This is a genomic window from Luteibacter sp., from assembly GCF_035539195.1.
Classification (GTDB): domain Bacteria; phylum Pseudomonadota; class Gammaproteobacteria; order Xanthomonadales; family Rhodanobacteraceae; genus Luteibacter.
On sequence record NZ_DATLIW010000030.1, the window covers coordinates 163,499 to 188,523 of the forward strand.

Annotated in this window: 22 protein-coding genes and 1 tRNA gene; 18 read left to right on the top strand and 5 right to left on the bottom strand. The window is 64.7% G+C overall.

Going from position 1 to position 25,025, the window contains the following annotated elements; genetic code table 11:
• Positions 1-102 precede the first annotated feature (102 nt).
• The gene (locus VM621_RS10625) at positions 103-300 is read right to left on the bottom strand and encodes a hypothetical protein (RefSeq protein ID WP_325468935.1); all 198 of its coding nucleotides are present in this window, start codon (positions 298-300) and stop codon (positions 103-105) included.
• A gap of 291 nt (positions 301-591) precedes the next feature.
• On the opposite strand from VM621_RS10625, the gene VM621_RS19610 reads away from it, so the two are divergent.
• From VM621_RS19610 to VM621_RS10630, 3 genes are all read left to right on the top strand, one after another.
• Entirely contained in the window at positions 592-855 is a 264-nt protein-coding gene (locus VM621_RS19610) for a tail fiber domain-containing protein (protein ID WP_414674527.1), read from the top strand.
• Positions 856-1,043: 188 nt separating this feature from the next.
• On the top strand, positions 1,044-1,337 hold the full coding sequence (locus VM621_RS19615) for a PKD domain-containing protein (protein ID WP_414674528.1): 294 nt from the start codon (positions 1,044-1,046) through the stop codon (positions 1,335-1,337).
• A 9-nt stretch (positions 1,338-1,346) separates the two neighbouring features.
• Positions 1,347-1,631 (top strand): hypothetical protein, encoded by a 285-nt coding sequence (locus tag VM621_RS10630; protein WP_325468936.1) that lies wholly within the window; start codon positions 1,347-1,349, stop codon positions 1,629-1,631.
• 76 nt (positions 1,632-1,707) lie between these two features.
• Here VM621_RS10630 and VM621_RS10635 read toward each other — a convergent pair whose 3' ends face one another.
• Positions 1,708-2,082, bottom strand: a complete 375-nt coding sequence (locus VM621_RS10635) for a hypothetical protein (RefSeq protein ID WP_325468937.1) — start codon at positions 2,080-2,082, stop codon at positions 1,708-1,710.
• A gap of 404 nt (positions 2,083-2,486) precedes the next feature.
• On the opposite strand from VM621_RS10635, the gene VM621_RS10640 reads away from it, so the two are divergent.
• The 4 genes from VM621_RS10640 (at position 2,487) to recD (ending at position 11,918) form a co-directional block, all read left to right on the top strand.
• A complete protein-coding gene (locus VM621_RS10640) occupies positions 2,487-2,906 on the top strand; it encodes a CopD family protein (RefSeq protein WP_325468938.1) in 420 nt (139 codons plus the stop codon).
• 68 nt (positions 2,907-2,974) lie between these two features.
• Positions 2,975-6,400: an exodeoxyribonuclease V subunit gamma gene (recC, locus tag VM621_RS10645; RefSeq protein ID WP_325468939.1), complete on the top strand. Its 3,426-nt coding sequence runs from the start codon at positions 2,975-2,977 to the stop codon at positions 6,398-6,400.
• Positions 6,397-10,044 carry an exodeoxyribonuclease V subunit beta gene (gene recB, locus VM621_RS10650; RefSeq protein ID WP_325468940.1) on the top strand — a complete coding sequence of 1,216 codons (3,648 nt, stop codon included), beginning with the start codon at positions 6,397-6,399 and terminating at the stop codon, positions 10,042-10,044. The genes recC and recB overlap by 4 nt, the downstream gene beginning before the upstream one ends.
• Positions 10,041-11,918: an exodeoxyribonuclease V subunit alpha gene (recD, locus tag VM621_RS10655; protein WP_325468941.1), complete on the top strand. Its 1,878-nt coding sequence runs from the start codon at positions 10,041-10,043 to the stop codon at positions 11,916-11,918. The genes recB and recD overlap by 4 nt, the downstream gene beginning before the upstream one ends.
• A gap of 281 nt (positions 11,919-12,199) precedes the next feature.
• Here the strand turns inward: recD and VM621_RS10660 are convergent, their stop codons facing one another.
• On the bottom strand, positions 12,200-13,210 hold the full coding sequence (locus tag VM621_RS10660) for an NAD-dependent epimerase (RefSeq protein ID WP_325468942.1): 1,011 nt from the start codon (positions 13,208-13,210) through the stop codon (positions 12,200-12,202).
• A gap of 231 nt (positions 13,211-13,441) precedes the next feature.
• Between VM621_RS10660 and thrS the strand changes: the two genes are divergently transcribed.
• From thrS to VM621_RS10705, 9 genes are all read left to right on the top strand, one after another.
• Complete coding sequence (gene thrS / locus VM621_RS10665) at positions 13,442-15,343, top strand: threonine--tRNA ligase (protein ID WP_325468943.1); 1,902 nt, start codon at positions 13,442-13,444, stop codon at positions 15,341-15,343.
• A 45-nt stretch (positions 15,344-15,388) separates the two neighbouring features.
• Positions 15,389-15,916, top strand: a complete 528-nt coding sequence (gene infC, locus VM621_RS10670) for a translation initiation factor IF-3 (protein ID WP_414674529.1) — start codon at positions 15,389-15,391, stop codon at positions 15,914-15,916.
• A gap of 412 nt (positions 15,917-16,328) precedes the next feature.
• A complete protein-coding gene (gene rpmI / locus VM621_RS10675) occupies positions 16,329-16,526 on the top strand; it encodes a 50S ribosomal protein L35 (protein ID WP_046966439.1) in 198 nt (65 codons plus the stop codon).
• 14 nt (positions 16,527-16,540) lie between these two features.
• Positions 16,541-16,900: a 50S ribosomal protein L20 gene (gene rplT / locus VM621_RS10680; RefSeq protein ID WP_063571988.1), complete on the top strand. Its 360-nt coding sequence runs from the start codon at positions 16,541-16,543 to the stop codon at positions 16,898-16,900.
• Between the two features lie 108 nt (positions 16,901-17,008).
• Positions 17,009-18,001: a phenylalanine--tRNA ligase subunit alpha gene (gene pheS / locus VM621_RS10685; protein WP_325468944.1), complete on the top strand. Its 993-nt coding sequence runs from the start codon at positions 17,009-17,011 to the stop codon at positions 17,999-18,001.
• A 33-nt stretch (positions 18,002-18,034) separates the two neighbouring features.
• Positions 18,035-20,416 (top strand): phenylalanine--tRNA ligase subunit beta, encoded by a 2,382-nt coding sequence (gene pheT / locus VM621_RS10690; protein WP_325468945.1) that lies wholly within the window; start codon positions 18,035-18,037, stop codon positions 20,414-20,416.
• Position 20,417: 1 nt separating this feature from the next.
• Positions 20,418-20,717, top strand: coding sequence for an integration host factor subunit alpha (ihfA, locus tag VM621_RS10695; RefSeq protein ID WP_036114917.1), 300 nt, complete (start codon positions 20,418-20,420; stop codon positions 20,715-20,717).
• Positions 20,698-21,054 (top strand): MerR family transcriptional regulator, encoded by a 357-nt coding sequence (locus tag VM621_RS10700; RefSeq protein ID WP_036114913.1) that lies wholly within the window; start codon positions 20,698-20,700, stop codon positions 21,052-21,054. Before ihfA ends, VM621_RS10700 begins: the two co-directional genes overlap by 20 nt.
• 46 nt (positions 21,055-21,100) lie before the next feature.
• A tRNA-Pro gene (locus VM621_RS10705) sits at positions 21,101-21,177 on the top strand.
• A gap of 234 nt (positions 21,178-21,411) precedes the next feature.
• Here the strand turns inward: VM621_RS10705 and VM621_RS10710 are convergent.
• Positions 21,412-22,371: a LysR family transcriptional regulator gene (locus VM621_RS10710; RefSeq protein ID WP_325469153.1), complete on the bottom strand. Its 960-nt coding sequence runs from the start codon at positions 22,369-22,371 to the stop codon at positions 21,412-21,414.
• 80 nt (positions 22,372-22,451) lie between these two features.
• Here VM621_RS10710 and VM621_RS10715 point away from each other — a divergent pair, with 80 nt between their 5' ends.
• Positions 22,452-23,330, top strand: coding sequence for an NmrA family NAD(P)-binding protein (locus tag VM621_RS10715; protein ID WP_325468946.1), 879 nt, complete (start codon positions 22,452-22,454; stop codon positions 23,328-23,330).
• Positions 23,331-23,419: 89 nt separating this feature from the next.
• Complete coding sequence (locus VM621_RS10720; protein ID WP_325468947.1) at positions 23,420-23,794, top strand: DoxX family protein; 375 nt, start codon at positions 23,420-23,422, stop codon at positions 23,792-23,794.
• Between the two features lie 268 nt (positions 23,795-24,062).
• Here VM621_RS10720 and VM621_RS10725 read toward each other — a convergent pair whose 3' ends face one another.
• Complete coding sequence (locus VM621_RS10725; RefSeq protein WP_325468948.1) at positions 24,063-24,740, bottom strand: hypothetical protein; 678 nt, start codon at positions 24,738-24,740, stop codon at positions 24,063-24,065.
• Between the last annotated feature and the right edge of the window lie 285 nt (positions 24,741-25,025).

Sequence of the window (25,025 nt, forward strand, 5' to 3'; positions counted from 1 at the left end):
ACCTTTCGGAGCCAAGGTGCCGGCGTATGGACACAGGTGGGTATTTCCCGGCCCGTTGGCAATGTCACGTTCCCAGCTCAGGCCGTCGTATCCTCGTCAGACTCAACTATCGCTGCCTCGGGTAACAATCCGGTAAAGGGCCTCGTGATACAGAGCGAGGTGTCCGGTGGATCGGCTAAGGCTGCTTACATCAATTTCATTCGGTAGGGCACCTTTGGCGTCAATCTCGGCCTCGACAACGACAACCAACTGAAGGTGGGTGGTGCCAACTTCGGTGCCGTGGCTAACCGGATCGTCCATGAGGGTCTTTCTGCCGTCAGCCTTGCCGGAACACTCTCCTGCACAGCGGTAACCTGCACCGGATTCACCGCAAATACCAACGCTGTCACTCAGTCGGCTAGTTCGACTAACTCGGTAAGTTACCTTTTCAGCAACCTGACGAGCGGAGCGCATTCCTACGCAGTCGGATCGTCTGGTGGTGGCCCAGCGGCCAATGGATCGTTCTTCGTATACGACACTTCGGCTGGTGCTCGATTCACCATCGATGCCTCGGGCAATGCAAACTTTACCGTGTCGGTATCGTCACCTATCGTGACGGCCACTTCTGACGCTCGCCTAAAGGACATTATCGGCGACTTCGAACCACGCGACCTATCAGGTATCCGGCTGGCTGAATTTACGTGGAAGGCATCAGGCGAGTATGCCGTTAGCCCTATCGCCCAAGAGGTTCAGGAGGAAGCCCCTGAGTACGTGCACGCTGACCATGAAGGCATTCTCGGCGTGGATAAGGCTGGTCTAGCCCTAGAGCGCGTAGCGTTCCTTGAGGGCGTCTTGCGGAAGGCTGGGCTGCTGTGACGCTTCCAGCCTCACCTCCCATCAGCATGAGTCAGGTTTACTCCGAGTTCGGTGCTCCCGTTGGGACGCCACTGGGAGCCTTCCTACGTGGCGGCGCATGGGTGTCGAATACGGGCCCGAATGCCGGCGTACCCACCGCCCTGCCCATCAGCCTCTCGTAGCTCTGTGGGTCGTCCAAGACAACGACTCTGGCGGTTACAGCAGCCAACGTTAGCGGTGATAGCTTCCCAGGAGCTGGCGTCGCCTTCGGCTCGTCGACTGCCTTCCCGACTGGCGGAACGCCCCCGTATTCATATGCCTGGACGTTCGTATCCGGAAGTACGTTCACGGTCAACAATGCGGCCACTTCGACAGCGACTTTTGTCCGTACGGGAAATCCGCCACAAGGAACGTCGGCCTCCGCTGTGTACCGTGTCACTGTGACTGACTCGGCATCTGGCACGGCCTTTAAGGACATCACTGTGTTCGATAGTCGGGCGTAAGATGCCCTCATGCCCGTCCACTGGAAGACCCCGTCCGTCACCGGAGCCCCCTACTTCGCCGAGTGGGATGGGGTAGCCTTTGCTTACGTGACCTCGACGGCGTGGCCTGTGGACCCTTGGCGTATCGCCATCTTCCCGCATGGGGTGGATGACGAGCACAGCTTCGGGGCCCGGGTAGCCACCGAGGCCCTGGCGAAGAAGTTCGTGGAGCGCTGGGCCGAGGCCAATCACCAGCGGATTGCCAAGGCCAAGGGGAGGCATCGGATGCCGCATGAGGGTTGTCATGGTCAGTGACTCAGGACTGCCGAGGCGTCAAGCCCTCTGGCTATTTCATCCAGCCAATCGTAGGAGTTGAGACTTCCAGAGCCCCTTAGATCTTTGTTCCAGGCTGGACGCCAAGCCCTAATGTAGAGGCGTATTCGATAACCGTTTGTGCCCATTTAGGTATGCCTAGAAGGACACTGATCGCGTCGAATCGACCCTTTGTCTCAAGGTGTTGCTTGATTCGAAAGCTGATCGAGCCCGATTGACCCACATAAACGACCTTCCCATCCTTCACCAAGAAGTAGATACCGGGCTGGCCAAACCAAGGAACGATAGACTCGGCTCTGTCAACGACGGTCTGGCTGGATACCATGGCATCAACTGCAATCTTTCGAAACCAGGCTTCCCGCGCCTCGCCGCCTATATGGTCAATGTAGTCAAGGTCGAAGTCGTGGATTATGCAACGAGGATCTTCAGTCATTTTGAGTGACCCCAGAGTGACCTTTTGCTTTCGGTAAGTATCTGATTCCAAAAGATGTGGAAGGACGGATAGGGAAGGTCTTACTCATTGATTTTGCCCATCTTCCCATACCTTGACATGGTAGGGGTCACAAGTTCGATCCTTGTACCGCCCACCACTTTTCCCTCGTGCGGAAAGTGGCTTGAAGACAGCGATAAAGGAGCCTTTCATGGCTCCTTTTTTCTTGCCTTGCGCTCGGGCAAATACCCTGGCTCCAACACGCAACCCGCACGCAACGCGTCGCCAGCGGTGGCCTGCTCGCCCCGGCCGGCTCCATCGCCGAGGCCTTCGCCGAGGGGATAGGGATGGCGTCGTCCTGATCGCCGAACGGCTACACTCACGCCTTTCCCGATGGAGCGGCGCGCGTGGCCTATCTTCTGATCAAATCCCTGCACATCGTGTTCGTGATGGCCTGGATGGCGACGGTGTTCTACCTGCCGCGCATCCTGGTGAATATCGCTGAAGCGGGCAACGAGCCTGCAGTCAAGGCCCGGCTCGAGTTGATGGGCCGCCGGCTCTACTCGTTTGGTCACTCCATGTTCGGCGTCGCCCTCGTCTTCGGGCTGATCCTCTGGTTCTACTTCCATATCAGTGGCGGCTGGCTGCATGCGAAGCTCGCCCTGGTGGCGGCGATGCTCGCCTATTTCATCTGGTCGGGCCGACTGCTCAAGCGCAGCATGGCGGGCGGTGCCCTGCCTTCGTCGAAGACACTGCGCATCGGCAACGAACTGCCCGTGCTGGTCCTGTTGGCCATCGTCTTCCTCGTCGTCGCCAAGCCGTTCTGAAAGTCTCGCCCCGTGCGATCCGGATCGGTCATGATCGGCGCTGACTTCACGACTGCGGGAATGGCCGGTTGAGCGACGGGAAGGACATCGCGCCAGGGCTCATGGTGCTGCATGGCAACCGGCTTGAAGAGCTGCGGGACGTCCTCGTTGCCTGGCTGCGACGGGCGCCGCTGAAGCCGCTCGAGGACGAGTGGATCCTCGTTCAGTCCAACGGCATCGCGCAGTGGTTTCGCCTGGCGTTGGCGCGCGCGGTCGACGACGGTGGCCTGGGCATTGCTGCCGCGGTCAATGTCGAGTTGCCGGGGCGCTTCCTTTGGGTGGCCTACCGGGCCGTTCTCGGCCGCGACGCGGTGCCTCCCGAATCGCCTTTCGACAAATCCCGTCTGGTCTGGCGTTTGATGCGCCTCCTGCCTTCGGTGGCGCGTGACCCGGCGTTCGAACCGCTCGCTGCGTTTCTCGGTTCGGATGGCGACGCGCGCAAGCGTCACCAGCTGGCGGAGCGTCTCGCAGATCTCTACGACCAGTACCAGGTATACCGTGCGGACTGGCTCGACGACTGGGCGGACGGTCGCGACGTGCTTCGCGACGCACGCGGCGGCTCCCCCGCGATGGCTCCGGCCGATCGCTGGCAGGCGGCGTTGTGGCGGCGGCTGCTTGACGATGTCGGCGCCGACGAGGCGGACGGCCATCGGGCCGCCGTTCACGCACGCTTCCTGCGCGCGGTGACCGAGGCGACCGAGCGGCCCACGGCCCTGCCACGCCGCATCGTCGTCTTCGGCATGTCGTCGTTGCCCCGGCAGACCCTGGAGGCGCTGTCCGCGCTGGCGCGCTGGTCTCAGGTCGTGCTGGTGGTGATGAATCCCTGCCGGCACTACTGGGCGGATATCGTCGACGATCGTGAATTGCTGCGTGCCGAGCGCCGTCGACAGACGGCGAAGCCGGGCATGCCGGCGGAACTTTCCGACGACGACATGCACCTGCATGCCAATCCCTTGCTTGCCGCCTGGGGAAAGCAGGGGCGCGATTACATCCGCCTCCTCGACGAGTTCGATCATCCGGAGAGCTATCGCGAGCGGTTCCACGCATGGGACCAGCGCATCGACCTGTTCGCCGAGCCCGCGTCGAATCGCCTGCTGGGGCAAGTGCAGTCGGCCATTCTCGATCTCGAACCGTTACCACCAACGCCGCGGCCGATCGAAGCCGGCGATACATCCATCGCCTTCCATGTGGCCCATGGCCCGCAGCGCGAAGTGGAAATACTGCACGATCAACTGCTCGCGCGATTCGAAGCCTCGGCGCAGGCAGGCGAGCCTATCCTGCCGCGCGACGTCATCGTGATGGTGCCGGATATCGAAACCTACGGCCCGCATATCGACGCCGTCTTCGGCCGGGTGCCGCGCGACGACCCGCGTTTCATCCCCTACAGCGTCGCCGATCGCGCGGCGCGGGGTACGGTGCCGCTGGTGATGGCGCTCGATGTGCTGCTCGGCATGACGGAGTCGCGATTCGGTGCCGGCGAGATGGCCGACCTGCTCGACGTCCCGGCGGTGCGCGAACGCTTCGGGCTCGCCGACGACGACCTGCCGCTGCTGCATCGTTGGGTGGAAGGCGCCGGTGTCCGCTGGGGCCTCGACGCGGCACAGCGCGCCTCACTCGATCTCCCGGCGCTCGAACAGAACACCTGGGCGTTCGGCCTGCGCCGCATGCTGCTCGGTTATGCCGTCGGGGCAGGCGAAGCCTGGGGCGACATCGAACCCTACCCGGAAGTGGGTGGCCTGGACGCCAGGCTGGTCGGCCCCCTGGCCGATCTGCTCGAACGCCTCGGCGAACACTGGCTGGCGCTGCGTGAGCCGGCCTCCGCCACCGAGTGGGGCATGCGACTGCGCCGCCTTTTGCGCGACTTCTTCGAACCGGCGGAAGCCGACGATGGCATGCGCATCGAGCGCCTGCTCGACGCGCTCGATGCCTGGGAGCGTGCTTGCGTGGAAGCGGCCTTCGACGATGCGGTCCCCATCGAGGTGGTTCGCGAAGCCTGGCTCGGCCAGTTCGATCAGGGCGGTCTTTCCAAGCGGTTCCTGGCCGGTGCGGTGAGCTTCGGTACGTTGATGCCGATGCGCGCCATTCCGTTCCGGCTGGTCTGCCTGCTCGGCATGAACGACGGCGATTACCCGCGTGCGCGCCCGCCCATGGATTTCGACTTGATGTCGAGGCAGGGGGCGTGGCGACCGGGCGATCGCTCGCGTCGCGAGGACGACCGCTACCTGTTCCTCGAAGCCTTGCTTTCGGCGCGCGACGCACTGCACATCGGCTGGGTGGGACGCAGCTCGCGCGACAACGCCGAGCGCGCGCCGTCGGTGCTGGTCGGTCAGCTGCGCGACTATCTTGCCGCTGCCTGGCAGGGGCAGGGCGGATCCGACATCCTCGGCATGCTCACGCTCGAGCATCCCCTGCAACCCTTCAGCCGTGCGTATTTTCGCGCCGACGATGCCCGGCTTTTCACGTACGCGAGCGAGTGGCGACAGGCGCACGACGACGTCAGCCATACCGTCCATGCCGAGCTGGCCCCCCTCGTGGTCGATCGCCCGATCTCGCTGGGCGTGCTGCGCCGTTTCCTGCGCCATCCGGTGCGCGAGTTCTTCCAGGCGCGCCTGGGTGTTCGCTTCGAAGCCAGCGATGCCGGCGGCGACGAGCGGGAGCCGTTTGCCGTCGACAGCCTGGGTCGTTTTGCGATGGCGGATACGCTGCTCCGCGCCGCCTTGCGTAGCGAAGGCAGGGCCACCGAGGCGATCGACGAGGCGGCGGCAAGACTGCAACGCAGCGGTGCCCTGCCGATGGGGGGCTTCGCGGCGCCGGTCCGTGCCGACCTCGAAGCCATCGCCGGTGCGGTTTACGGACGCTTCGTCGTCGAGCGGCGCGCGTGGCCGCGTGAGGCAGGAAAGCGCGAAATCCACGTCGATCTCGATGGCATCGTCATCGAAGACTGGCTGGCGGACCTCCGCGGCAACGACCAGGGTCGACTCGCCGCCTTCCTGCTGTCGCCATCCAACGTGCTGGATGCCGAGGGCGCGCCGCGCGCGCATCGCCTGGTGATGCCTTGGGTGGACCACCTCGTCGCGCAGGCGGCGGGTCTTGCCGTGGTCACGCGCTATATCGGGCCGGACGCCACGATCGTTCTCGAGCCGCTCGCGACGGACGACGCCATCGCGATGTTGAGCAGGCTGTTGCGCGCCTGGCGCGAAGGCATGGTCACGCCGAGGCCGGTCGCGGTGAAGACCGCGCTCGCATGGCTCAACGCACGCTCGCCCGACGAAGCGCCGCAGGCGGCGCGTGCCGCGTATGAAGCCACACATGAGCGCGCGCACGGCGAGGTCGACGGCGATCCCTACCTGCTTCGCGCGTTTCCCGACTTTGCCTCGTTGATGCGGGCGGGCTTCGCCGATTGCCTCATCCCGTATCGTGACTTCCTCGGCGCCTTGCGCGTGGAGGTGTCATGACGGTCGTCATGGAATCGTTGCGCCCGCTGGTCATGCCCCTGTCGGGCATTCGTCTGATCGAAGCCAGCGCGGGCACCGGCAAGACCTGGACCATCGCCGCGCTATACGTGCGTGCGGTGCTCGGTCATGGCATGGCCCAGCCCCTGCTGCCGCCGAACATCCTCGTGGTGACGTTTACCGAAGCGGCGACGCAGGAGCTCCGCGAGCGGGTACGTGCACGTCTGGTCGACGCCGCCCGCGCTTTCCGCGTCGGCCGCTCGGACGACGTTTTCCTCGCCGACTTGCTTGCCGCGTACCCGGCGTCCGCTCATGCCGGGTGCGCCCGACGGGTGGAGCTGGCCGCCCAATGGATGGACGAGGCAGCCATCTTCACGATCCACGGCTGGAGCCAGCGCATGCTGACCCAGCACGCCTTCGGTAGCGGTCACGCCTTCGTGCAGACGCTCGAGCCAGACGAAAGCGAGCTCCTGGCCGACTGCGTGCGCGACTACTGGCGCCAGGCGTTCTATCCGCTGGACACGCGCCAGGTGGCCGCGGTGCTGGCGGAGTGGAAGACGCCGGATGCCCTGCTACACACGTTGCGCCCCCTTCTTTTCGGTGGCGAGACCACCTTGCGGGTAAACGGCGAGGCACTGAACGCGACGGATGTCGGCGCCTTGTTCACCGCACTGCGCGAGTGGGAAGACGAGGATGCGCGTCGACTGGCCGTCGTCCGGGACGCTTGGATGAGCGACGTCGAACGCATCGAGACCTTGCTGCGCGATGCCGTGCGGAGCAAGGCGCTGAAGAACAACATCCACCAGCCGGCCTCGCTCGAACGAAATCTCGCCGGCGTGCGCCGCTGGCTCGAGACCGGCGATCCGGGTGCGGTCGATGTCGCGCGCTACGGGTCCGCGCGACTCGATGGGGCGGTGAGCAAGGGCAACGTCCGTCCCGAGCATCCCGCCTTCGGTGCCGTCGACCAATGGAGTGAGTGGCAGGCGGGCAAACCCGCGATCCGCTTTGCGATCCTGGCCGATGCCGTGCAACGCGTGCGCGAGCGCTTCGCCGCGCAGAAACGCCGACGCGCCCAGATCGGTTTCGACGATCTCCTGGCGAGGCTCGATCGCGCGCTGGCGGTGGACTCGGGTGCCGAGCTCGCCGAGACGATCCGGCGGCAGTATCCGCTCGCGCTGATCGACGAGTTCCAGGACACGGATCCGCTACAGTACCGGATCTTTCGTGCGGTGTACGCGGGCAACCCGGATGTCGGCCTGCTGCTCATCGGCGATCCCAAGCAGGCGATCTACGCGTTCCGCGGTGCCGATATCCATACGTATCTTTCCGCGCGCGGCGAGGCCGAGTCGCCGCACTACAGCCTCGATACCAACCACCGGTCGAGTCAGGGCATGGTCGCCGCCGTGAACACCCTGTTCGCCCGGGCGGAGGAACACCCGACCGGGGCCTTCCACTTCGCCGACCGTGGCTTGCCCTTCCATCGGGTGCAGGCGCGCGGGCGTGCCGAACGCTTCGTCGTCGAGGGCGCCGACCAGCCCGCCTTGCGCGTCTGGCTGCTGGACGACGAAGTACCGGTCGGCGTGCGCATGTACCGCGAACAGATGGCCGAGGCCTGCGCGACGGAAATCGTTCGCCTGCTGCAGGCGGCGAAGCAGGGGGCTACGGGCTTCGCCGCGGAGGATTCGGTCATGCCGCTCAAGCCCGCCGATATCGCCGTGCTGGTGCGCAGCCACAACGAGGCGTCGGAGATTCGTAGCGCGCTGTCCGCCCGCCGTGTGCGTAGCGTGTTCCTCTCCGATCGGGACTCGGTGCTGGAGAGCGTCGAGGCGCACGATACGCTGCTCTGGTTGCGTGCCGTCGCCGAACCGACCTCGGACACCGCCATGCGGGCGGCGCTTGCCACGCGTACGTTGTCGCTTGGTTACGGCGAGCTCGAGCTGCTGAATGTCGATGAGCGTCATTGGGAGCGTCGCGGCCAGCAACTCTTCGAGCTGCGCGAGACCTGGCGTCGCGCCGGCGTGCTGGCGATGCTGCATCGTTTCCTGCACGTCTTCGACCTGCCGGCCCGCCTGTTTGCCCAGGCTGGTGGCGAACGCGCGCTGACCAACCTCCTGCATCTTGCCGAGCTTCTCCAGCAGGCCGCCTCGACGATCGAAGGCGAACAGGCGTTGATTCGTCACCTGGCCGAGCGTATCGAGGATACCGCCAGCCACACCGGCGACGACCAGGTGGTTCGCCTGGAAAGCGACGACGATCTCGTCAAGGTCGTGACCATCCACAAATCCAAGGGCCTGGAATACCCGTTGGTATTCCTGCCTTTCGTCTGCGCCAGTGGCGGTACGCGACCGGGACAGGGCTACCGGTACCATGACGGGAACGGGCCGCAGCTCGAGCTACTCTCGTCCAGTCACGACGCGGCGGGTGATTCCGTGCGGGACGCCAGGGACGCCGCCGAGCGAGCCTCCCTGCAGGAGGATCTGCGGCTGCTCTACGTGGCCATGACCCGCGCGCGCCATGCGATCTGGCTGGGCGTCGCGCCGGTTTGCTACAACGCGGCGAAGAAGCCCCAGGTGCATCGCTCCGCGTTCGGCCACCTCCTCAGCGGCGGCCAGGACATCGACAATGGCGCGATCGAAGGCCTGCTGCGTGCCATGGCGCGGGACGAACCGGCGATCAGCATCGACTACATGCCGGCGCCCGACGAGCGCAGCTACGAGCCGCCCGTGCGCGACGAACGGCCGCTGCCTGCCCGCGAGGCTCGCTCTGCGAAGGCGGAGCCATGGTGGATCGCCAGCTACAGCGCCCTGCGCTATGCGGATAGCGAAGCCGCCGCACCCGAGACGGCAACGGACGATGTCATCGTCGAGTACGCGGGCGAAGTGCTGTCGGCGTCGGTCGATGCCGCAACGATCCACGCCTTCGAGCGGGGCGCGGAGGCAGGCACCTTCCTCCACGATCTGCTCGAGTGGATCGCCGAGGAAGGCTTCGCCCAGATCGCGGCAGACCCCGCGCGCCTGCGCGACACGGTGGCCCGGCGCTGCGAACGTCGGGGCTGGGAGGCCTCCATCGACCTGCTCACCCAATGGCTGCTGGCGCTGCTGCGCACGCCGCTCCCGACCCCGGATGGCGGTTCGTTTGCCCTGGGCTCGCTGGGCGAGCCTTCGCGCTATCGGGCCGAGCTGGAATTCCTCTTCGAGGCACGCCGTGTGGACACCCTGGCACTCGACCGTATCGTGCGCGAGCACACGCTCGATGGCGCCCCGCGTCCGGCGCTCACCGCGGATCGCGTCAACGGGATGCTGAAGGGATTCATCGATCTCATCGTCGAGCACGAGGGCCGTTGGTACGTGGCCGATTACAAATCCAACTGGCTCGGCGTCGATGAGCAGGCCTATACGGCGGCGGCCATGCGGCACTCGATCCTCGATTCCCGTTACGAACTCCAGTACGCCCTGTACCTGCTCGCCCTGCATCGGCTTTTGCGCTCCCGGCTGGGCGATGACTACGACTACGACACGCATGTCGGCGGTGCCATCTATATCTACCTGCGTGGCGTCGATGGTCAAGGCCACGGCGTGCATGTGGAGCGTCCCGCGCGCGCGATGATCGACGCACTGGACGCGCTCTTCGAAGGAGCCGTGGCATGAACGCGCAACTGACGGCGTGGCTGGACCGTGGCGTGCAGGAGGCGAGACTGCGCTCGGTGGATCGCGCCTTCGCCCGCTTCCTCGCGACGCTGGACGAGGCCAGCGATGAGCGCGTCCTGATGGCGGCGGCGCTGGCCAGCCGTGAGCTGGGCGAAGGCCACATCTGTGTCGACATCGAGGCCCTCGCCGCCGTCGAGCCCATGCTGGCCGATGCCGACGCATGGCTACCGGCGTCGCCGCTGGTCGGCGTGTCGGGCAGTGATTCGAGCACGCCGCTCGTGCTCGATGGCGGACTGCTTTACCTGCGCCGCTTCTGGCGCGACGAAGCGCGCGTCGCCGAGGCTATCCTCTCGCGACTCGCTCCCTCGGTGGCACCGGAAGACCTCGCTCAGGAGCTGGATCGTCTGTTCCCCGCCGAAGCCGATGCCCTCAATTGGCAGAAGGTGGCCTGCGCCGTGGCGGCGCGCGGGTCGTTCGCGGTGATCACGGGTGGCCCCGGCACGGGCAAGACCACCACGGTAGTGCGCTTGCTCGGCCTGCTGCAGACGCTGGCGCACAGGCGCAACGAACCCCGCCTGCGCATCCGGCTCGCCGCGCCGACGGGCAAGGCCGCGGCCAGGCTCAACGCCTCGATCGCCGGGCAGATCGAGCGGCTCGACGTGGACGATGCCGTGAAGCAGGCGATTCCCGCCGAAGTCACCACCTTGCATCGTCTGCTCGGCAGCCGCCCGGACACCCGGGCCTTCCGACACGATCGCGACAACCCCTTGCACCTGGACGTACTCGTGATCGACGAGGCGTCGATGATCGACCTGGAGATGATGGCGGCCACGCTCGACGCGCTTCCGCACGACGCGCGACTGATCCTGCTCGGCGACAAGGACCAGTTGTCGTCGGTCGAGGCCGGTGCCGTACTCGGCGATCTGTGCGCGCGGGCGGATGCCGGTCACTACGATCTCGCCACGCACGACTGGCTGACTGCGGTGTGCGCCGTCGACGTGGGGGCGTGGACCGATCCCCTCGACGCGCGCCCGCTCGACCAACGTGTCGTCATGCTGCGCCGCAGCCGGCGCTTTGGCGAAGACAGCGGTATCGGTGCACTGGCGCAGGCGATCAATACCGGCGACGCGGCCGCGGTGACGCGCGCCTTTGCCGGCGCGCCCGGCGACATCGCGTTCGTCGCGCCTTCACCCGCGGCGATCGCCACATTGGCTATCGACGGTCGCGCGGGCGCGCCCGGCCATCGCGATTACCTGGACTGGATCGAACGCGAGCGTCCGGCGATCGATGCACCTTTCGAGGCGTTCCAGCGATGGGGTGCGGGTGCACTCGCGGCGTACGCCCGTTTCCAGCTCCTTTGCGCCACGCGGCACGGCGATGCCGGCGTGGACAAGCAGAACGAACGCATCGCACAAGGCCTCCTCGACCGTGGGCTGATCGATGCGGTGGCGGGATGGTACGAAGGGCGCCCGGTCATGGTCACGCGCAACGACTACGCCCTCGGCCTGATGAATGGCGATGTGGGCGTGACCCTGTGGGTGCCGGACGGGCAGGGCGGGATGGCGCTGCGTGTCGTTTTCGCGGTGATGGACGAGCACGGTAGCGAGCGGGTGCGCTTCGTCGTGCCCAGTCGGCTGTCCGCGGTGGATACCGTCTACGCGATGACGGTGCACAAGTCGCAGGGTTCCGAGTTCGAGCACGGCGCACTGGCCTTGCCGTCCGAACCGTCGCCGGTGCTGACGCGCGAACTGGTTTATACGGGCGTGACGCGTGCGCGCACTCACTTCACCCTGCTGGCTGCACCGGACATCCTTGGCTATGCGGTGTCGAGGAAGACGCGAAGGGCGTCCGGGCTGCTTCGTCGGTTGCTCTGACGCGAGCACGCATTGCCGGCAAGTCGGCTCCTACGAAGAGCATCGCCGCTGAAGCGGCTCCCACACAGAGCGTCGCCGCTGAAGCGGCTCCCACACAGAGCATCGCCGCTGAAGCGGCTCCCACACAGAGCGTCGCCGCTGAAGCGGCTCCCACACAGAGCATCGCCGCTGAAGCGGCTCCCACACAGAGCCACCACGATGCTCCAGCCCCATGTAGGAGCCGATTCATCGGCGATGCCCCAACCCCATGTGGGAGCCGATTCATCGGCGATGCTCCTGCATCAGTCGACTCCGTAATATTCCCTATACCAAGCAGCAAACTTCCCCAGCCCCTCGTCGATCGACGTCGATGGCGCATACCCCACATCCCGTCGCAAGGCCGACACATCCGCCCATGTATCCGGTACATCGCCCGGCTGCATCGGCAGCAGGCGCTTCTCCACCGTGCGTCCCAGGTGCTTCTCCAGCAGTCCGATGAAGTCCAGTAGCTGCACCGGCTCGTCGTTGCCGATGTTGTAGACGCGATACGGTGCCGCCGAGCTGCCCGGATTCGGGGCGACCGGGTCATAGGACGGATCCGCCTGGGCCGGGTGGTCGAGCGTGCGGACCACGCCTTCGACCACATCGTCCACGTACGTAAAGTCGCGGCTGTGGTTGCCGTGGTTGTACACGTCGATCGCCTCGCCCTTCACGATGCGGTTGGCGAACAGGATCGGCGACATGTCCGGCCGGCCCCAGGGGCCATAGACGGTGAAGAATCGCAGTCCCGTGGTCGGCAGCCCGAACAGGTGGCTATAGGTGTGGGCCATCAGCTCGTTGGATTTTTTCGTGGCCGCGTACAGGCTCACCGGGTGGTCCACGGCGTCCTCGACCGCGAAGGGCATCTTTCGGTTCGCCCCGTAGACCGAACTCGACGACGCGTAGACCAGATGCCCGACGGCGTGCTGGCGACAGGCCTCCAGGGTATTCACGAAGCCGACCAGGTTGCTCTGCACGTACGCATGCGGGTGAGTGATCGAATAGCGCACCCCGGCCTGCGCGGCGAGGTGGGCGACGCGCTCGGGCTGGAACGCGGCAAAGGCCGCGTCCACGGCCGCCTGGTCGGCGAGGTCGGCCCGCACATGCGTGTAGTTCGGGTGTCCGACGAAACGGGCCACCCGGGCTTCCTTGAGGGCCGGGTCGTAGTAATCGTTGTGGTTGTCGAACCCCAGTACGGTGTCGCCACGGGCGAGCAGGCGTTCGGTGAGGTGGGAGCCGACGAAGCCGGCGCTGCCGGTAACCAGGATACGCATGAGAGATCTGCCAATGGAGCGATCCGCCTAGTCTAGCGGACCGCCGATTTGACACGGCCGCACAGCTGATCTAGTTTTTGCCCGATATCCACGCGACCAAGGTGGCCCGCGGTAACGCTGGCCGAGAGTGCGACATGCGGACTACGCGCCTCCCAACCTGATCCCACGCCACGTCTTCGTCGTCACCGAAGGGCGTATGGCGCCCTTTTTGTTTGTCCGGAATTTGCAACCATGATCCAGATCACGCTACCCGACGGCAGCCAGCGCCCGTTCGAGCATCCCGTTTCCGTCCAGGACGTCGCCGCCTCGATCGGTGCCGGCCTTGCCAAGGCCACCCTGGCCGGCAAGGTCGACGGCAAGCTGGTCGACGCCGGCTATACGATCGACCACGACGCCGCCCTTGAAATCGTCACCGAGAAGAGCCCCGAGGCACTGGATATCCTGCGCCACTCGACCGCGCACCTGCTCGGCCAGGCCGTACAGCGCCTGTTCCCGGGCGCCCAGGTCACCATCGGGCCGGTCATCGACAACGGGTTCTTCTACGACTTCGCCTACGAACGGCCGTTCACGCCGGACGACCTCGTCGCGATCGAGGCCGAGATGGAGAAGATCGTCAAGGAGCAGATCCCGGTCACCCGCTCGGTGAAGAGCCGCGACGACGCAATCGCCTTCTTCCGTGGCATCGGTGAGGAATACAAGGCGCAGATCATCGAAGGCATTCCGGCCAACGAGGAACTCTCGCTCTACACGCAGGGCGAGTTCACCGACCTCTGCCGTGGTCCGCACGTGTCCAACACCGGCAAGCTGCGCGCGTTCAAGCTCATGAAGGTGGCCGGTGCCTATTGGCGCGGCGATTCCAACAACGAGATGCTCACCCGCATCTACGGCACCTCGTGGCTGAACGACAAGGATCTCAAGGCCTATCTGCTGCAGTTGGAAGAAGCGGAAAAGCGCGATCACCGCCGCATCGGCAAGCAGCTCGACCTGTTCCACATGCAGGAAGAAGCGCCGGGCATGGTGTTCTGGCATCCGAAGGGCTGGGCCATCTGGCAGGCTGTGGAGCAATACGTGCGCGGCGTCTACCGCAGCAGCGGCTACAAGGAGGTCCGTGGTCCGCAGATCATGGACGTGAGCCTGTGGAAGAAGTCCGGTCACTGGGATAACTACCAGGAGAACATGTTCTTCACCGAGTCGGAGAAGCGCACCTATGCGCTCAAGCCGATGAACTGTCCCGGCCACATCCAGATCTTCAACACCCACCTGCACAGCTACCGGGATCTGCCGATCCGTTACGGCGAGTTCGGCGGCTGCCATCGCAACGAGCCCTCGGGTGCCCTGCACGGCATCATGCGGGTGCGCGCGTTCACCCAGGACGACGGCCATATCTTCTGCACCCCGGCGCAGATCGAAGGCGAGGTCGCGGCGTTCCATGCCCAGGCCATGAAGGTCTACGCCGACTTCGGTTTCGACGATATCGCCATGAAGATCGCCCTGCGCCCCGAAAAGCGCATCGGTGCGGACGAGGTCTGGGACAAGGCCGAGCATGCCCTGCGTGCCGCCCTGTCGGCGGCCGGCGTCGCGTGGGAGGAGTTGCCGGGCGAGGGTGCCTTCTACGGCCCGAAGATCGAGTACCACATGAAGGACTCGATCGGGCGCGCCTGGCAGGTCGGTACGATGCAGGTCGACTTCATGATGCCCGAGCGCCTTGGCGCCGAGTATGTGGACGAGAACTCACAGCGCCAGCATCCTGTCATGCTGCACCGGGCGATCGTCGGCTCGATGGAGCGTTTCATCGGTATCCTGATCGAGCACCACGCGGGCTTGCTTCCGCCCTGGCTTGCCCCCATTCAGGCAGTTGTGTTCAGCATCACGGACGCACAGGCCGATTATGTGCGTGAAGTCACCCAAACCCTTGTCGGACAAGGCTTCAGGGTCGAGGCTGATTTGCGCAACGAGAAAGTCGGTTATAAAATCAGGGAGCATACGTTGCAGAAGGTGCCCTATCTCATCGTGGTCGGCGACCGCGAGAAGGAAACGGGAGCCATTTCCGTACGTACCCGTGGCGGAGAGGACCTCGGCAGCATGCCGGTGGCCCAGTTCGTCGAAAAGCTGAAGGCCGAGACGCAGCGCTGATCGCTCGCGTCCGGCACCTGGTTCAATCTTCTGGAGGATAGCGGTATCGCTACGACCGATAACAAGGGCAATCGCAAGAACCTCGAGATCCGCGTTCCGCGGGTTCGCGTGCTGGGCGCCGAAGGCGAGCAGATGGGCATCATGGAGACCCGTGACGCCATAAAGGCCGCTGAAGAGCTGGGCATGGATCTCGTCGAAATCCAGCCGAACGGCGATCCGCCGGTCTGCAAGATCATGGATTACGGCAAGTTCAAGTTCGAAGCCCAGAAGAAGGCCTCGGCTGCCAAGAAGAAGCAAAAGCAGGTCGAAATCAAGGAAGTGAAGTTCCGCCCCGTCACCGACGAAGGCGACTACCAGATCAAGCTCCGCAAGATGCGCGAGTTCCTTGAGGAAGGCGATAAGGTCAAGGTCACGATCCGCTTCCGCGGCCGTGAGATGTCCCACCAGGACCTCGGCCAGAACCTGGCCCGCCGGGTCCAGGGCGATATCGGCGAAGACGGTGTGGTGGAATCCTTCCCCCGTCTTGAAGGCCGCCAGATGGTCATGATGATCGGCCCGAAGAAGAAGATCTGATCCACCCCGGAAGCGGCGCCCCTTGTGGGAGCCGCTTCAGCGGCGAGAAGCCAGCGAGGCGAGGATGCGGCGAGCACCCATCGCCGATGAATCGGCTCCCACAAAGAGCCGCTCGGCCACTCCGCCCCTTTGTGCCGCTCGGCCACTCGGCCCCTTTGTGCCGCTCGGCCACTCGGCCCCTTTGTGCCACTCGGCCACTTGGCCCCTCTGTGCCGCTCGGCCCCTCGGCGCTCTTTGCCCTTCGGCCCCCTTTGCCCCCTTTGCCCCTCTGGCGCGGGCCTTCACGATTCGGTATCATCGCCGGCTCGGCCCGTATGGATGGGCCGTATCACCGTACCCGGCAGGAAGGAAAGTGCGTTGCCCCATGGGCTCGCCGCCGGAACAGTCAGCAACCCGAATACGGAGCATTCCGATGCCCAAGATCAAGACCAACCGGGCGGCAGCGAAGCGTTTTCGCAAGACCGCGTCGGGCAAGTTCAAGGCTGGTCACGCCTTCAAGTCGCATATCCTGACGAAGAAGTCGACCAAGCGTAAGCGCGGCCTGCGCGCTCCCAACCACGTGAAAGCCTGCGACACCAAGAGTGTGGCTCGCATGCTGCCGTATCTTTAAGGGAGGGTTGAACCATGGCTCGTGTTAAGCGTGGCGTTACCGCCCGTCGTCGTCATAAGAAAGTCATCGGCCGTGCGAAGGGCTACTACAACGCCCGTCGCAAGGTCTTCCGCGTAGCCAACCAGGCCGTCATCAAGGCTGGTCAGTACGCCTACATCGGCCGCAAGCAGCGCAAGCGTCAGTTCCGCGCCCTGTGGATCGTCCGTATCAATGCCGCCGCCCGTCAGTTCGGTCTGTCCTACAGCCGCCTGATCAACGGTCTGGCCAAGGCTGAGATCGCCGTCGACCGCAAGGTCCTCGCTGACCTCGCCGTGCACGACATCAAGGCGTTTGGCGTGATCGCAGAGAAGGCCAAGGCCCATCTGGCTGCGTAATCCGCTTTACCACGCGCAGTAGCGATACCGCGCGATGATGGATAACGTGGGGAGAAGGCCTGGCCTTCTCCCCATTCTTTTTTCCGGCCGGGAAAACCAGGAAACCCGATGGAATCGATCGAGCATATCGACGCGTCCCTGCGCGACATCGAAGCCGCACCCTCGCTCGAGGCACTCGACGCCGTTCGCGTCGGCCTGCTGGGCAAGAACGGTGCGGTCACCGCGGCGCTCAAGGCGCTGGGCCAGCTGTCCGGCGACGAGCGCAAGGCGCGCGGCGCGGAGGTCAATCGCGTCAAGGAACGCCTGACCGACGCCATCGCGGCACGCAAGCAGTCGCTGGAACAGGCCGAACTGGATCGTCGCCTCGCTTCCGAGCGTATCGACGTGACCCTCCCGGGCCGCGATGGCGAATACGGCGGCATCCACCCGATTACCCGCGCTCTCGAGCGCATCGCCGATATTTTCGGTCGTCTCGGCTACCAGCGCGCCGACGGTCCGGAGATCGAGGACGACTGGCACAACTTCGAGGCGCTGAACTTCCCGCCGCACCATCCGGCGCGCGCGATGCACGACACCTTCTACTTCGGTGACGGTCGCCTGCTGCGCACCCACACCTCGCCGGTGCAGATCCGCTCGATGCAGGGTCGGCAACCGCCGATCCGCATCATCGCGCCGGGCAAGGTCTATCGCAGCGATTCGGACCAGACGCATTCGCCGATGTTCCACCAGATCGAAGGCCTGTTGGTCGACGAGACCTCGAGCTTCGCCGACCTGAAGGGCACGCTGGCGGAATTCATCCGCGCGTTCTTCGAACGCGATTTCGAGATGCGTTTCCGTCCGAGCTATTTCCCGTTCACCGAGCCCTCGGCCGAAGTCGACATCCGCTGGGATGCCGAGGACGGTACCGAGCGCTGGCTCGAAGTGCTCGGCTGCGGCATGGTCCACCCGACCGTGCTGAAGAACTGCGGTATCGATCCGGAGCGTTACACGGGCTTCGCCTTTGGCCTGGGCGTGGAGCGGTTCGCCATGCTGCGCTATGGCGTGGGCGACCTGCGCGCCTTCTTCGAGAACGACCTGCGCTTCCTGCGTCAGTTCGCCTGATAGCCGTCGATCCCACGTTAACGAGTCGCTCCCATGAAATTCTCCGAAAACTGGCTGCGTGAACTGGTTGCCATCGACGCGGATCGCGCGACGCTGGTTCATGCACTGACCATGGCCGGCCTGGAAGTCGAAGAGGTCACTCCCCTGGGTGAGCACCTCGACGGCGTCGTCGTCGCCGAGATCGTCGAAGCGGTGAAGCATCCCGAAGCCGACCGCCTGCAGGTATGCAAGGTGGACGCGGGGCAGGGCGAGTTCCTGCAGATCGTCTGCGGCGCGCCGAATGCGCGCGTGGGGATCCGCGTGCCGTTGGCCAAGGTCGGTGCGAAGCTCCCCAACGACATCGACATCAAGGCGGCGAAGCTGCGCGGTGTCGAGTCCTTCGGCATGCTCTGCTCGGCGAAGGAGCTGGACATCGATGCCGATGCCTCGGGCTTGCTCGAGCTGCCGGCGGATGCGCCGGTCGGCCAGCCGATCGCCGAATACCTCGGTCTGCCGGATGCCAGCATCGAGCTGAAGATCACCCCGAACCGGCCGGACGTGCTTGGCCTCAACGGCCTTGCGCACGACGTGGCCGCGCTGTTCGGCAGCCGCGTGAAGGCGATCGGCGCCACCAGTGCGCCGGTTACCGTCGGCACCAGCCGCCAGGTCCGCCTCGAAGCCGGCGCCGACACGCCGCGCTACGTCGGTCGTGTCATCGAAGGGGTGGATGCGAGCAAGTCCTCGCCGCTGTGGATGGCGGAGCGTCTCCGCCGCGCGGGTATTCGTCCGATCAGTGCGATCGTCGACATCACGCAGTACGTGATGCTCGAGCTCGGGCACCCGATGCATGCCTTCGACAACGATAAGCTCTCGGGCGCCGTCATCGTGCGTCATGCAGGGCAGGGCGAAGTCCTGAAGCTGCTCGACGGCCGCGAGGTCAAGCTCGACCCTTCCTTCGTCGTCATCGCTGACGAAGCCAACCCCATAGCCCTCGGCGGCATCATGGGCGGTTTCGACTCGCGCGTGACCGACGTCACGCGCAACGTATTCCTCGAAGCCGCGCACTTCGCGCCGGCAGCGATCATGGGGCGCGCACGCAAGCTCGGCATGCATACCGATGCCTCGCATCGCTATGAACGCGGTGTCGATCCGGCCCTGCCGCAGCGCGCCATGGAGCGTGCGACCGAGCTGCTGCTGGAGATCGCCGGTGGTAGCGCCGGCCCGGTCACGGTGGCAGAGCGAGCGGAGGACCTGCGCGATCACCCGCCGGTGCTGCTCCGTCACGCCCGTCTGCGCCGCCTTCTGGGCATCGAGGTCGCCGCCAGCGAAGTCACCCGTATCTTCACCGCCCTCGGCATGCACGTGGTCGAGATCGTCGACGGTTGGGAAGTCACGCCGCCGAGCAGCCGTTTCGATATCGAGCGCGAAGAAGATCTCATCGAAGAGGTCGCGCGCATCCATGGCTACGACCGCATCCCGACCCATATCCCCGCCGGGCAGATCGCCCTGCGGTCCGAGCCGGAAGCGCGCCTGAGTGAAATGGCCTTGCGCGACCAGATCGCCGCGCGCGGCTATTTCGAGGCGGTGACCCTGTCCTTCGTCAATGCCGACCTGCTCGCCACCTGGGGTGTCGACAAGGGCTGGGTTCCGCTGGCCAACCCGCTCTCGGCGGATCTGGCCGTCATGCGCACGTCGCTGCTGCCTGGCCTGATCGAAGCCTTGCGGCATAACCGCGCACGTCAGCAGGAGCGTGTTCGCCTGTTCGAAGTGGCGCGCAGCTTCCATGCGACCGGTGGCGCGCCCGACGAAGTCGGTCGCGTGGCGCTCGTCGCCAGTGGCGCCGCGCGTGCCGAGCAGTGGGGCGAGCCGACCCGTCCGGTCGACTTCTTCGACCTCAAGGGCGACCTCGATGCCTTGATCGCCCATACCGGTGAGCCCCAGCGCTGGTCCGTCGATACCGACGACCTGCCGGCCTGGTTGCACCCGGGTCGCGGCGCCCGCGTGCTGCGCGACGGCCAGCCCGTCGGTTTCCTGGGGGCCCTGCATCCGGCGCTGGCCAAGGCCCTCGACCTGGGCTCCGATGTCCATGTGATGGAACTGGCGCTGGAATCGATCCTCGCCCGCCGTCTTCCCAGTGCGGGACGCGTGGCCCGTTTCCCGGCGGTTCGTCGCGATATCGCCGTGGAGCTGCCGGAAGAAGTGTCCTGGGCTGCCGTCGAGGCCGCCGTCCGCGGTGTGCTCGGCGAGGTTCTCAGGGAGATCCGCCTGTTCGACCGATACGCCGGCAAGGGGATCGATGAAGGTCGAAAGAGTCTCGCTATGGGCTTGATTTTACAGGACGCTTCACGCACCCTTACCGACGACGATGCCGACGCTCGCGTGGCAGAAGCGGTGGGGGCATTGGAGAAGACATGCAAGGCAAGACTGCGAGGATAAGATGGCGCTGACCAAGGCGGAAATGGCCGAGCGGCTTTTCCTCGACGTGGGCCTCAACAAGCGTGAGGCCAAGGAATTCGTTGACGCGTATTTCGAAGTCGTCCGCGAGGCGCTCGAACGGGGTGAGCAGGTCAAGTTGTCCGGCTTCGGTAATTTCGATCTCAGGCAGAAGAATCAGCGGCCCGGTCGTAATCCCAAGACCGGTGAGGAAATTCCGATCTCGGCCCGGCGGGTGGTTACCTTCCGTCCTGGCCAGAAACTCAAGGTAAGAGTCGAGGGCTATGCTGGATCCAGGGAATAACACCGAACTTCCGGCGATCCCGGCGAAGCGCTACTTCACCATTGGTGAGGTCAGTGAGCTTTGCGGCGTCAAGCCGCACGTCCTTCGCTACTGGGAGCAGGAGTTTCCGGCCCTCAAGCCCGTCAAGCGTCGCGGCAACCGCCGCTACTACCAGCGCCACGACGTGCTCATGATCCGCCAGATCCGCTCTTTGCTTTACGACGAGGGTTTCACCATCACGGGTGCCCGCGCCCGGCTGGAAGGCCCGCAGGCTCGTATGGAAGCGAGCATGTCGCACCAGATCGTCCGTCAGGTGCGTCTCGAGCTGGAAGAAGTACTGACCCTCCTTCGTCGCTGAACTGCTTCCGCAGGTCGCGGCGTTGCTGCTACAATCGTTTGCTCGTCGGGGTGTAGCGCAGCCTGGTAGCGCACTACGCTGGGGGTGTAGTGGTCGCGAGTTCGAATCTCGCCACCCCGACCATTATTCGAAAAGGCGTCCCGTTGGGGCGCCTTTTTTCGTTGGTTGCAGGCAAAAGTGTGGGAGCCGCTTCAGCGGCGACAGCCAGGTCGCCGCAACGCTATCGCCGAACCGTCTTCGACTTCCGTTTGAACCCGGGCATGACCACGAGGCGCGAATGGTCGGCTGCGCACTCGTAGCGCTGGACGTTGCGCCATCGTCAGATTGAATTCACGACGAAAGCCACGGCGGCACCCATCATTTGTCGGTATCTCTTTTGGGATTCGGCAAGTAATCGGCCGACTTGAACGGTCGCCGCATTCGCTCGGTGGCGAAATCGACAAACGCGCGAAGCTTCGGCAGTGACTGACTTCGACTCGGATAGTAAAGGGAAAGCCCGGGAACCTCTTCACAATACGGTTCGAGCACGGTCTGCAGATCGCCACGTTCCAGATATGACATCACGAGCGAGTGTGGCAGTTGGAAGAGCCCAACGCCTCTGAGTGCCGAGCGAATGCAGCCCTCGATATCGTTGATCACAAGAGGCCCGGCTACGCCCACCGTGATGCGCTTGCCATCGACGACAAATTGCCAATGATCGAGAGCTCGCACGGATTGACGAAGCAGGATGCAACGAAAGTTCTGCAGGTCGTACGGAGATGCCGGCCGGCCACGTTCCCTGAACAACGCCGGGGCACCGACGACAACGAAGCGCTCCGGTGGCGTTAGCCACATCGCGACCATGTCGATCTGGACGAAGTTTCCCAGTCGTATTCCCGCGTCGAATCCTTCTTCGACGATGTCGATGGGATGGTCGTCGCCCACCAGTTCGAGTTCAATATTCGGGTGAGTGTCGAGAAAGTCCGGAAGCAAGCGATTGACCAACAACGGCAGGATGGGCCTGGGCATGTTGATGCGCAGTCGGCCGGTAATCTCGCCACCCAAGCCGCTCGCAGCGTCCAATCCTGCGGTGAGCATGTCGACCGCCGGGCGTGCATGGGCAAGCAGGCGTTCGCCTGCTTCGGTCAGCCTGACGCTTCGCGTCGTACGGGAGAAGAGCGGCGCGCCAATTCTTTCCTCCAGACTGCGTATGGCCTGGCTGACCGCAGAAGGCGTGATGCCGAGATGCCGGGCGGCAGCCCGAAAGCCTCGGTGTTCCGCCACGGTTAGAAACACGACCAATCCATCCAGATGGGTTCGGGCGATTGTTAAGTTCATCTGCACGGCCCGTTCCGAATATGCCTCATATTCGAATAATAGCGCACGGGGTACCGTGGGCCATCAAAACGGAAAGGCGAATGCAGATGTTCTTAGTCATGGGAATCACGGGAAAAGTTGGCGGCGCAGCGGCGACTCATTTGCTCGCGCAAGGCAGGCAGGTGCGGGCGCTGGTTCGCGACCGCGCGAAGGCGGCACGCTGGGCCGACCAAGGCGTCGAGCTGGTTGACGGCGACTGGAACGATGCGGCTTCCATCAAGCGGGCACTCAGGGGCGTCGACGGTGCGTTTGTCATGTTGCCTCCCATCTGGGCCCCTTCTCCGGATTTCGGGGAAGCCCAGGACATCATCGCGAACTATGTCGAGGCGCTCACCCAGGCGCCGGTGCCCAGGATAGTCGCGCTTTCGTCGATGGGCGCGAACAGAGGCCGCGGAATGGGCCTTATCACGGCGCTGTCGCTTCTGGAGCAGGCTTTCCGCGACCTGACCATGCCGATCGCGTATGTGCGCGCCGGCGGATTCTTCGAGAACTTCCTTTACGGCTTGCACGTCGCCCAGGGCGGAACGTTGCCCGTCTTCAACGACCCGACCCATCGGAAATCGGCCATGGTTGCGACCAACGACATCGGCGTCGAGATCGCATCGCTCCTGGGCGGGTCGGCATGGTTGGGGCATCGGATCATCGAACTCGGCTCCATGGTGAGCGCGGATGAAGTGGCTGCGCAACTGGGCGAAGTGATGAAGCGCGACGTTAAGGCAGTTGCCGTCCCAAGGGCCGATTGGCCGAATACATTCGAGCAGTTCGGCATTCCAAAGGGTAAGTCTGCTCCGGCCGAAACCATGTATGAGGCCGTCAATGCCGGAGGGATGGACCTGGGGGTCGTGGGGACGGAGCACGTACCGGCTACGACGTCCGCTCGCGATGTCTTTGCAGCGGCTCAACGGGCCACCGCCCCCTAGGTCCTCCCTCCGCCAACGATGCGGCCTTCGATATCCGCTCCGAAGATCGCATCCCGGCGGCGACAAACGTACCGTCTGAGGTTGGACCCATGGCTAAAGTCTCGTGGCACCAAGTTCTACCCTTCGCGCTTGCCGCATTTCTCCTCGTCGGTTCACTGGTCAACATGATCGCGCCTGGACCGATTTACGAGGAATACCTGCGATGGGGATATCCCCCAGGATTCCACTTTTTCACCGGAACGATGGAATCCATGGCTGCCGTTATGCTCCTCCGGGAGTCGAGTCGTGTGACAGGTGCCGTGTTCGGCTTCATCGTGATGAGTGCCGCACTCGCGACCGTCATCATTCACGGCGAATACGCGCATGCCGTGCTGCCGCTCATCGTGGCGACGTTGGCGTTCGTCGTCGCCAGGACAAGTTGGCGCAAGATAAAAGCGTTACCCGCTGGCGGTCCGCCTGAGTAGCGGCTGGGTCGGATCATCTCGAAAGAGCAGGGAAAAACGACCCAGGAACGGGGTGCCGAAGCGAGCGACGTCCTGTTCGTTCCTGACGACGTCTACCTGCGAAAGGTCTTCCAGCGCGACGCGCAGGGTCGTATCACAGCGTTCGTCGACAGGCGGGAAGGTACCGACCGTCTCTGGACACGGATTGGCTCGTAAGGGCGTTTTGTATCCAGACTCGGCCGAGAGCTGACCCTTTGCAGCTGGGAAGCCTCACGTTGCCAGCAGCGCGTTAGACGTCGGGCGTTCGTGCGGCTGGGGCGCCTGCCGGAGGTGGCGCCGCTGTAAATTCCCTCACCAGCGAAACCGTCTTCGACTTCTGCTTGAACTCGGTCGTGACGACGAGGCGCGAGTGGTCGGCTGCGACTTCGTAGTGCTGGACGATGTCCCCGCGTTTGTCGTCGATGTGGATGACCACGACGAGGCTGTCGCCGTCCCAGCCAGCACGTGTGGCGTCACCAAGCGTGTCCTTGCTCGTCACCATCGGGACACTACGCGGATGGCCGTCGGGGGTGATCAGCAGGCTGCCCGGCTGCATGGCGATATCGAGCGTGTTGGGCAGGAGGAGGGCGCGGCGCATCATGTCGCCGTTGTCGCCGTCGTTGGCCTTCCCATGAGCGCCGCTCGCGCCGCCACCGCTGGTGCCACCACCGCCATGTCGGCCACCACCGCCCATCCCGCCGCCGCCGTGGCCGTGGCCGCCACCCATGCCGCCGCTGCGTCCGGCCCCGCCTGGTGCCGCATCGGGATCCTCGCTGTGGGAGACATCGACGACCCAGTGGCCGTCGAACGTGCGCGGATGGTCGGGTGCGGTGGCCAGCCTGATGCCGTTACCGGCGCAGGCGGTGAGAGCAACGAGGCAGGCGATCGTAAAGCCACGCAGGGCCACGGTGGAATAGCAACGGTGCATCGAGTTCATCCGGGCCCTGGGTATGAGTGTCCAACGTAGGGCAGGCGTTTAGGTTGACGCCATACGTGAGGTCCCTCGCGGGAGCAAAAAACGTTCATCGCGGAATGCCGGGGGTGGCGAAGGCGTCGCCTCACTCGCTCTGCGAGTGTCTGTGGAGAACGATGGCGCAGCCGAGCCCGCGAGAGCGAAGGCGAGCCATGTGCGAGGTGCGCGGTGCGCGGTCCGAAAGAATGCCCGGCATGCCGAGCGCCCGCCCCCGGTAAGCCGTGAAGACAAAAAAAGCCG

Bases quoted from the DNA above. Each gene is read 5' to 3' on its own strand.
- recB (WP_325468940.1), top strand. From the start codon at position 6,397: ATGACGGTCGTCATGGAATCGTTGCGCCCGCTGGTCATGCCCCTGTCG.
- VM621_RS10700 (WP_036114913.1), top strand. From the start codon at position 20,698: ATGCTGGATCCAGGGAATAACACCGAACTTCCGGCGATCCCGGCGAAG.
- VM621_RS10710 (WP_325469153.1), bottom strand. From the start codon at position 22,371: ATGAACTTAACAATCGCCCGAACCCATCTGGATGGATTGGTCGTGTTT.
- VM621_RS10630 (WP_325468936.1), top strand. From the start codon at position 1,347: ATGCCCGTCCACTGGAAGACCCCGTCCGTCACCGGAGCCCCCTACTTC.
- rpmI (WP_046966439.1), top strand. From the start codon at position 16,329: ATGCCCAAGATCAAGACCAACCGGGCGGCAGCGAAGCGTTTTCGCAAG.
- recD (WP_325468941.1), top strand. From the start codon at position 10,041: ATGAACGCGCAACTGACGGCGTGGCTGGACCGTGGCGTGCAGGAGGCG.
- VM621_RS10715 (WP_325468946.1), top strand. From the start codon at position 22,452: ATGCAGATGTTCTTAGTCATGGGAATCACGGGAAAAGTTGGCGGCGCA.
- pheS (WP_325468944.1), top strand. From the start codon at position 17,009: ATGGAATCGATCGAGCATATCGACGCGTCCCTGCGCGACATCGAAGCC.
- VM621_RS10625 (WP_325468935.1), bottom strand. From the start codon at position 300: ATGGACGATCCGGTTAGCCACGGCACCGAAGTTGGCACCACCCACCTT.
- VM621_RS10720 (WP_325468947.1), top strand. From the start codon at position 23,420: ATGGCTAAAGTCTCGTGGCACCAAGTTCTACCCTTCGCGCTTGCCGCA.
- pheT (WP_325468945.1), top strand. From the start codon at position 18,035: ATGAAATTCTCCGAAAACTGGCTGCGTGAACTGGTTGCCATCGACGCG.
- VM621_RS10725 (WP_325468948.1), bottom strand. From the start codon at position 24,740: ATGCACCGTTGCTATTCCACCGTGGCCCTGCGTGGCTTTACGATCGCC.
- rplT (WP_063571988.1), top strand. From the start codon at position 16,541: ATGGCTCGTGTTAAGCGTGGCGTTACCGCCCGTCGTCGTCATAAGAAA.
- thrS (WP_325468943.1), top strand. From the start codon at position 13,442: ATGATCCAGATCACGCTACCCGACGGCAGCCAGCGCCCGTTCGAGCAT.
- ihfA (WP_036114917.1), top strand. From the start codon at position 20,418: ATGGCGCTGACCAAGGCGGAAATGGCCGAGCGGCTTTTCCTCGACGTG.
- VM621_RS10635 (WP_325468937.1), bottom strand. From the start codon at position 2,082: ATGACTGAAGATCCTCGTTGCATAATCCACGACTTCGACCTTGACTAC.
- VM621_RS10660 (WP_325468942.1), bottom strand. From the start codon at position 13,210: ATGCGTATCCTGGTTACCGGCAGCGCCGGCTTCGTCGGCTCCCACCTC.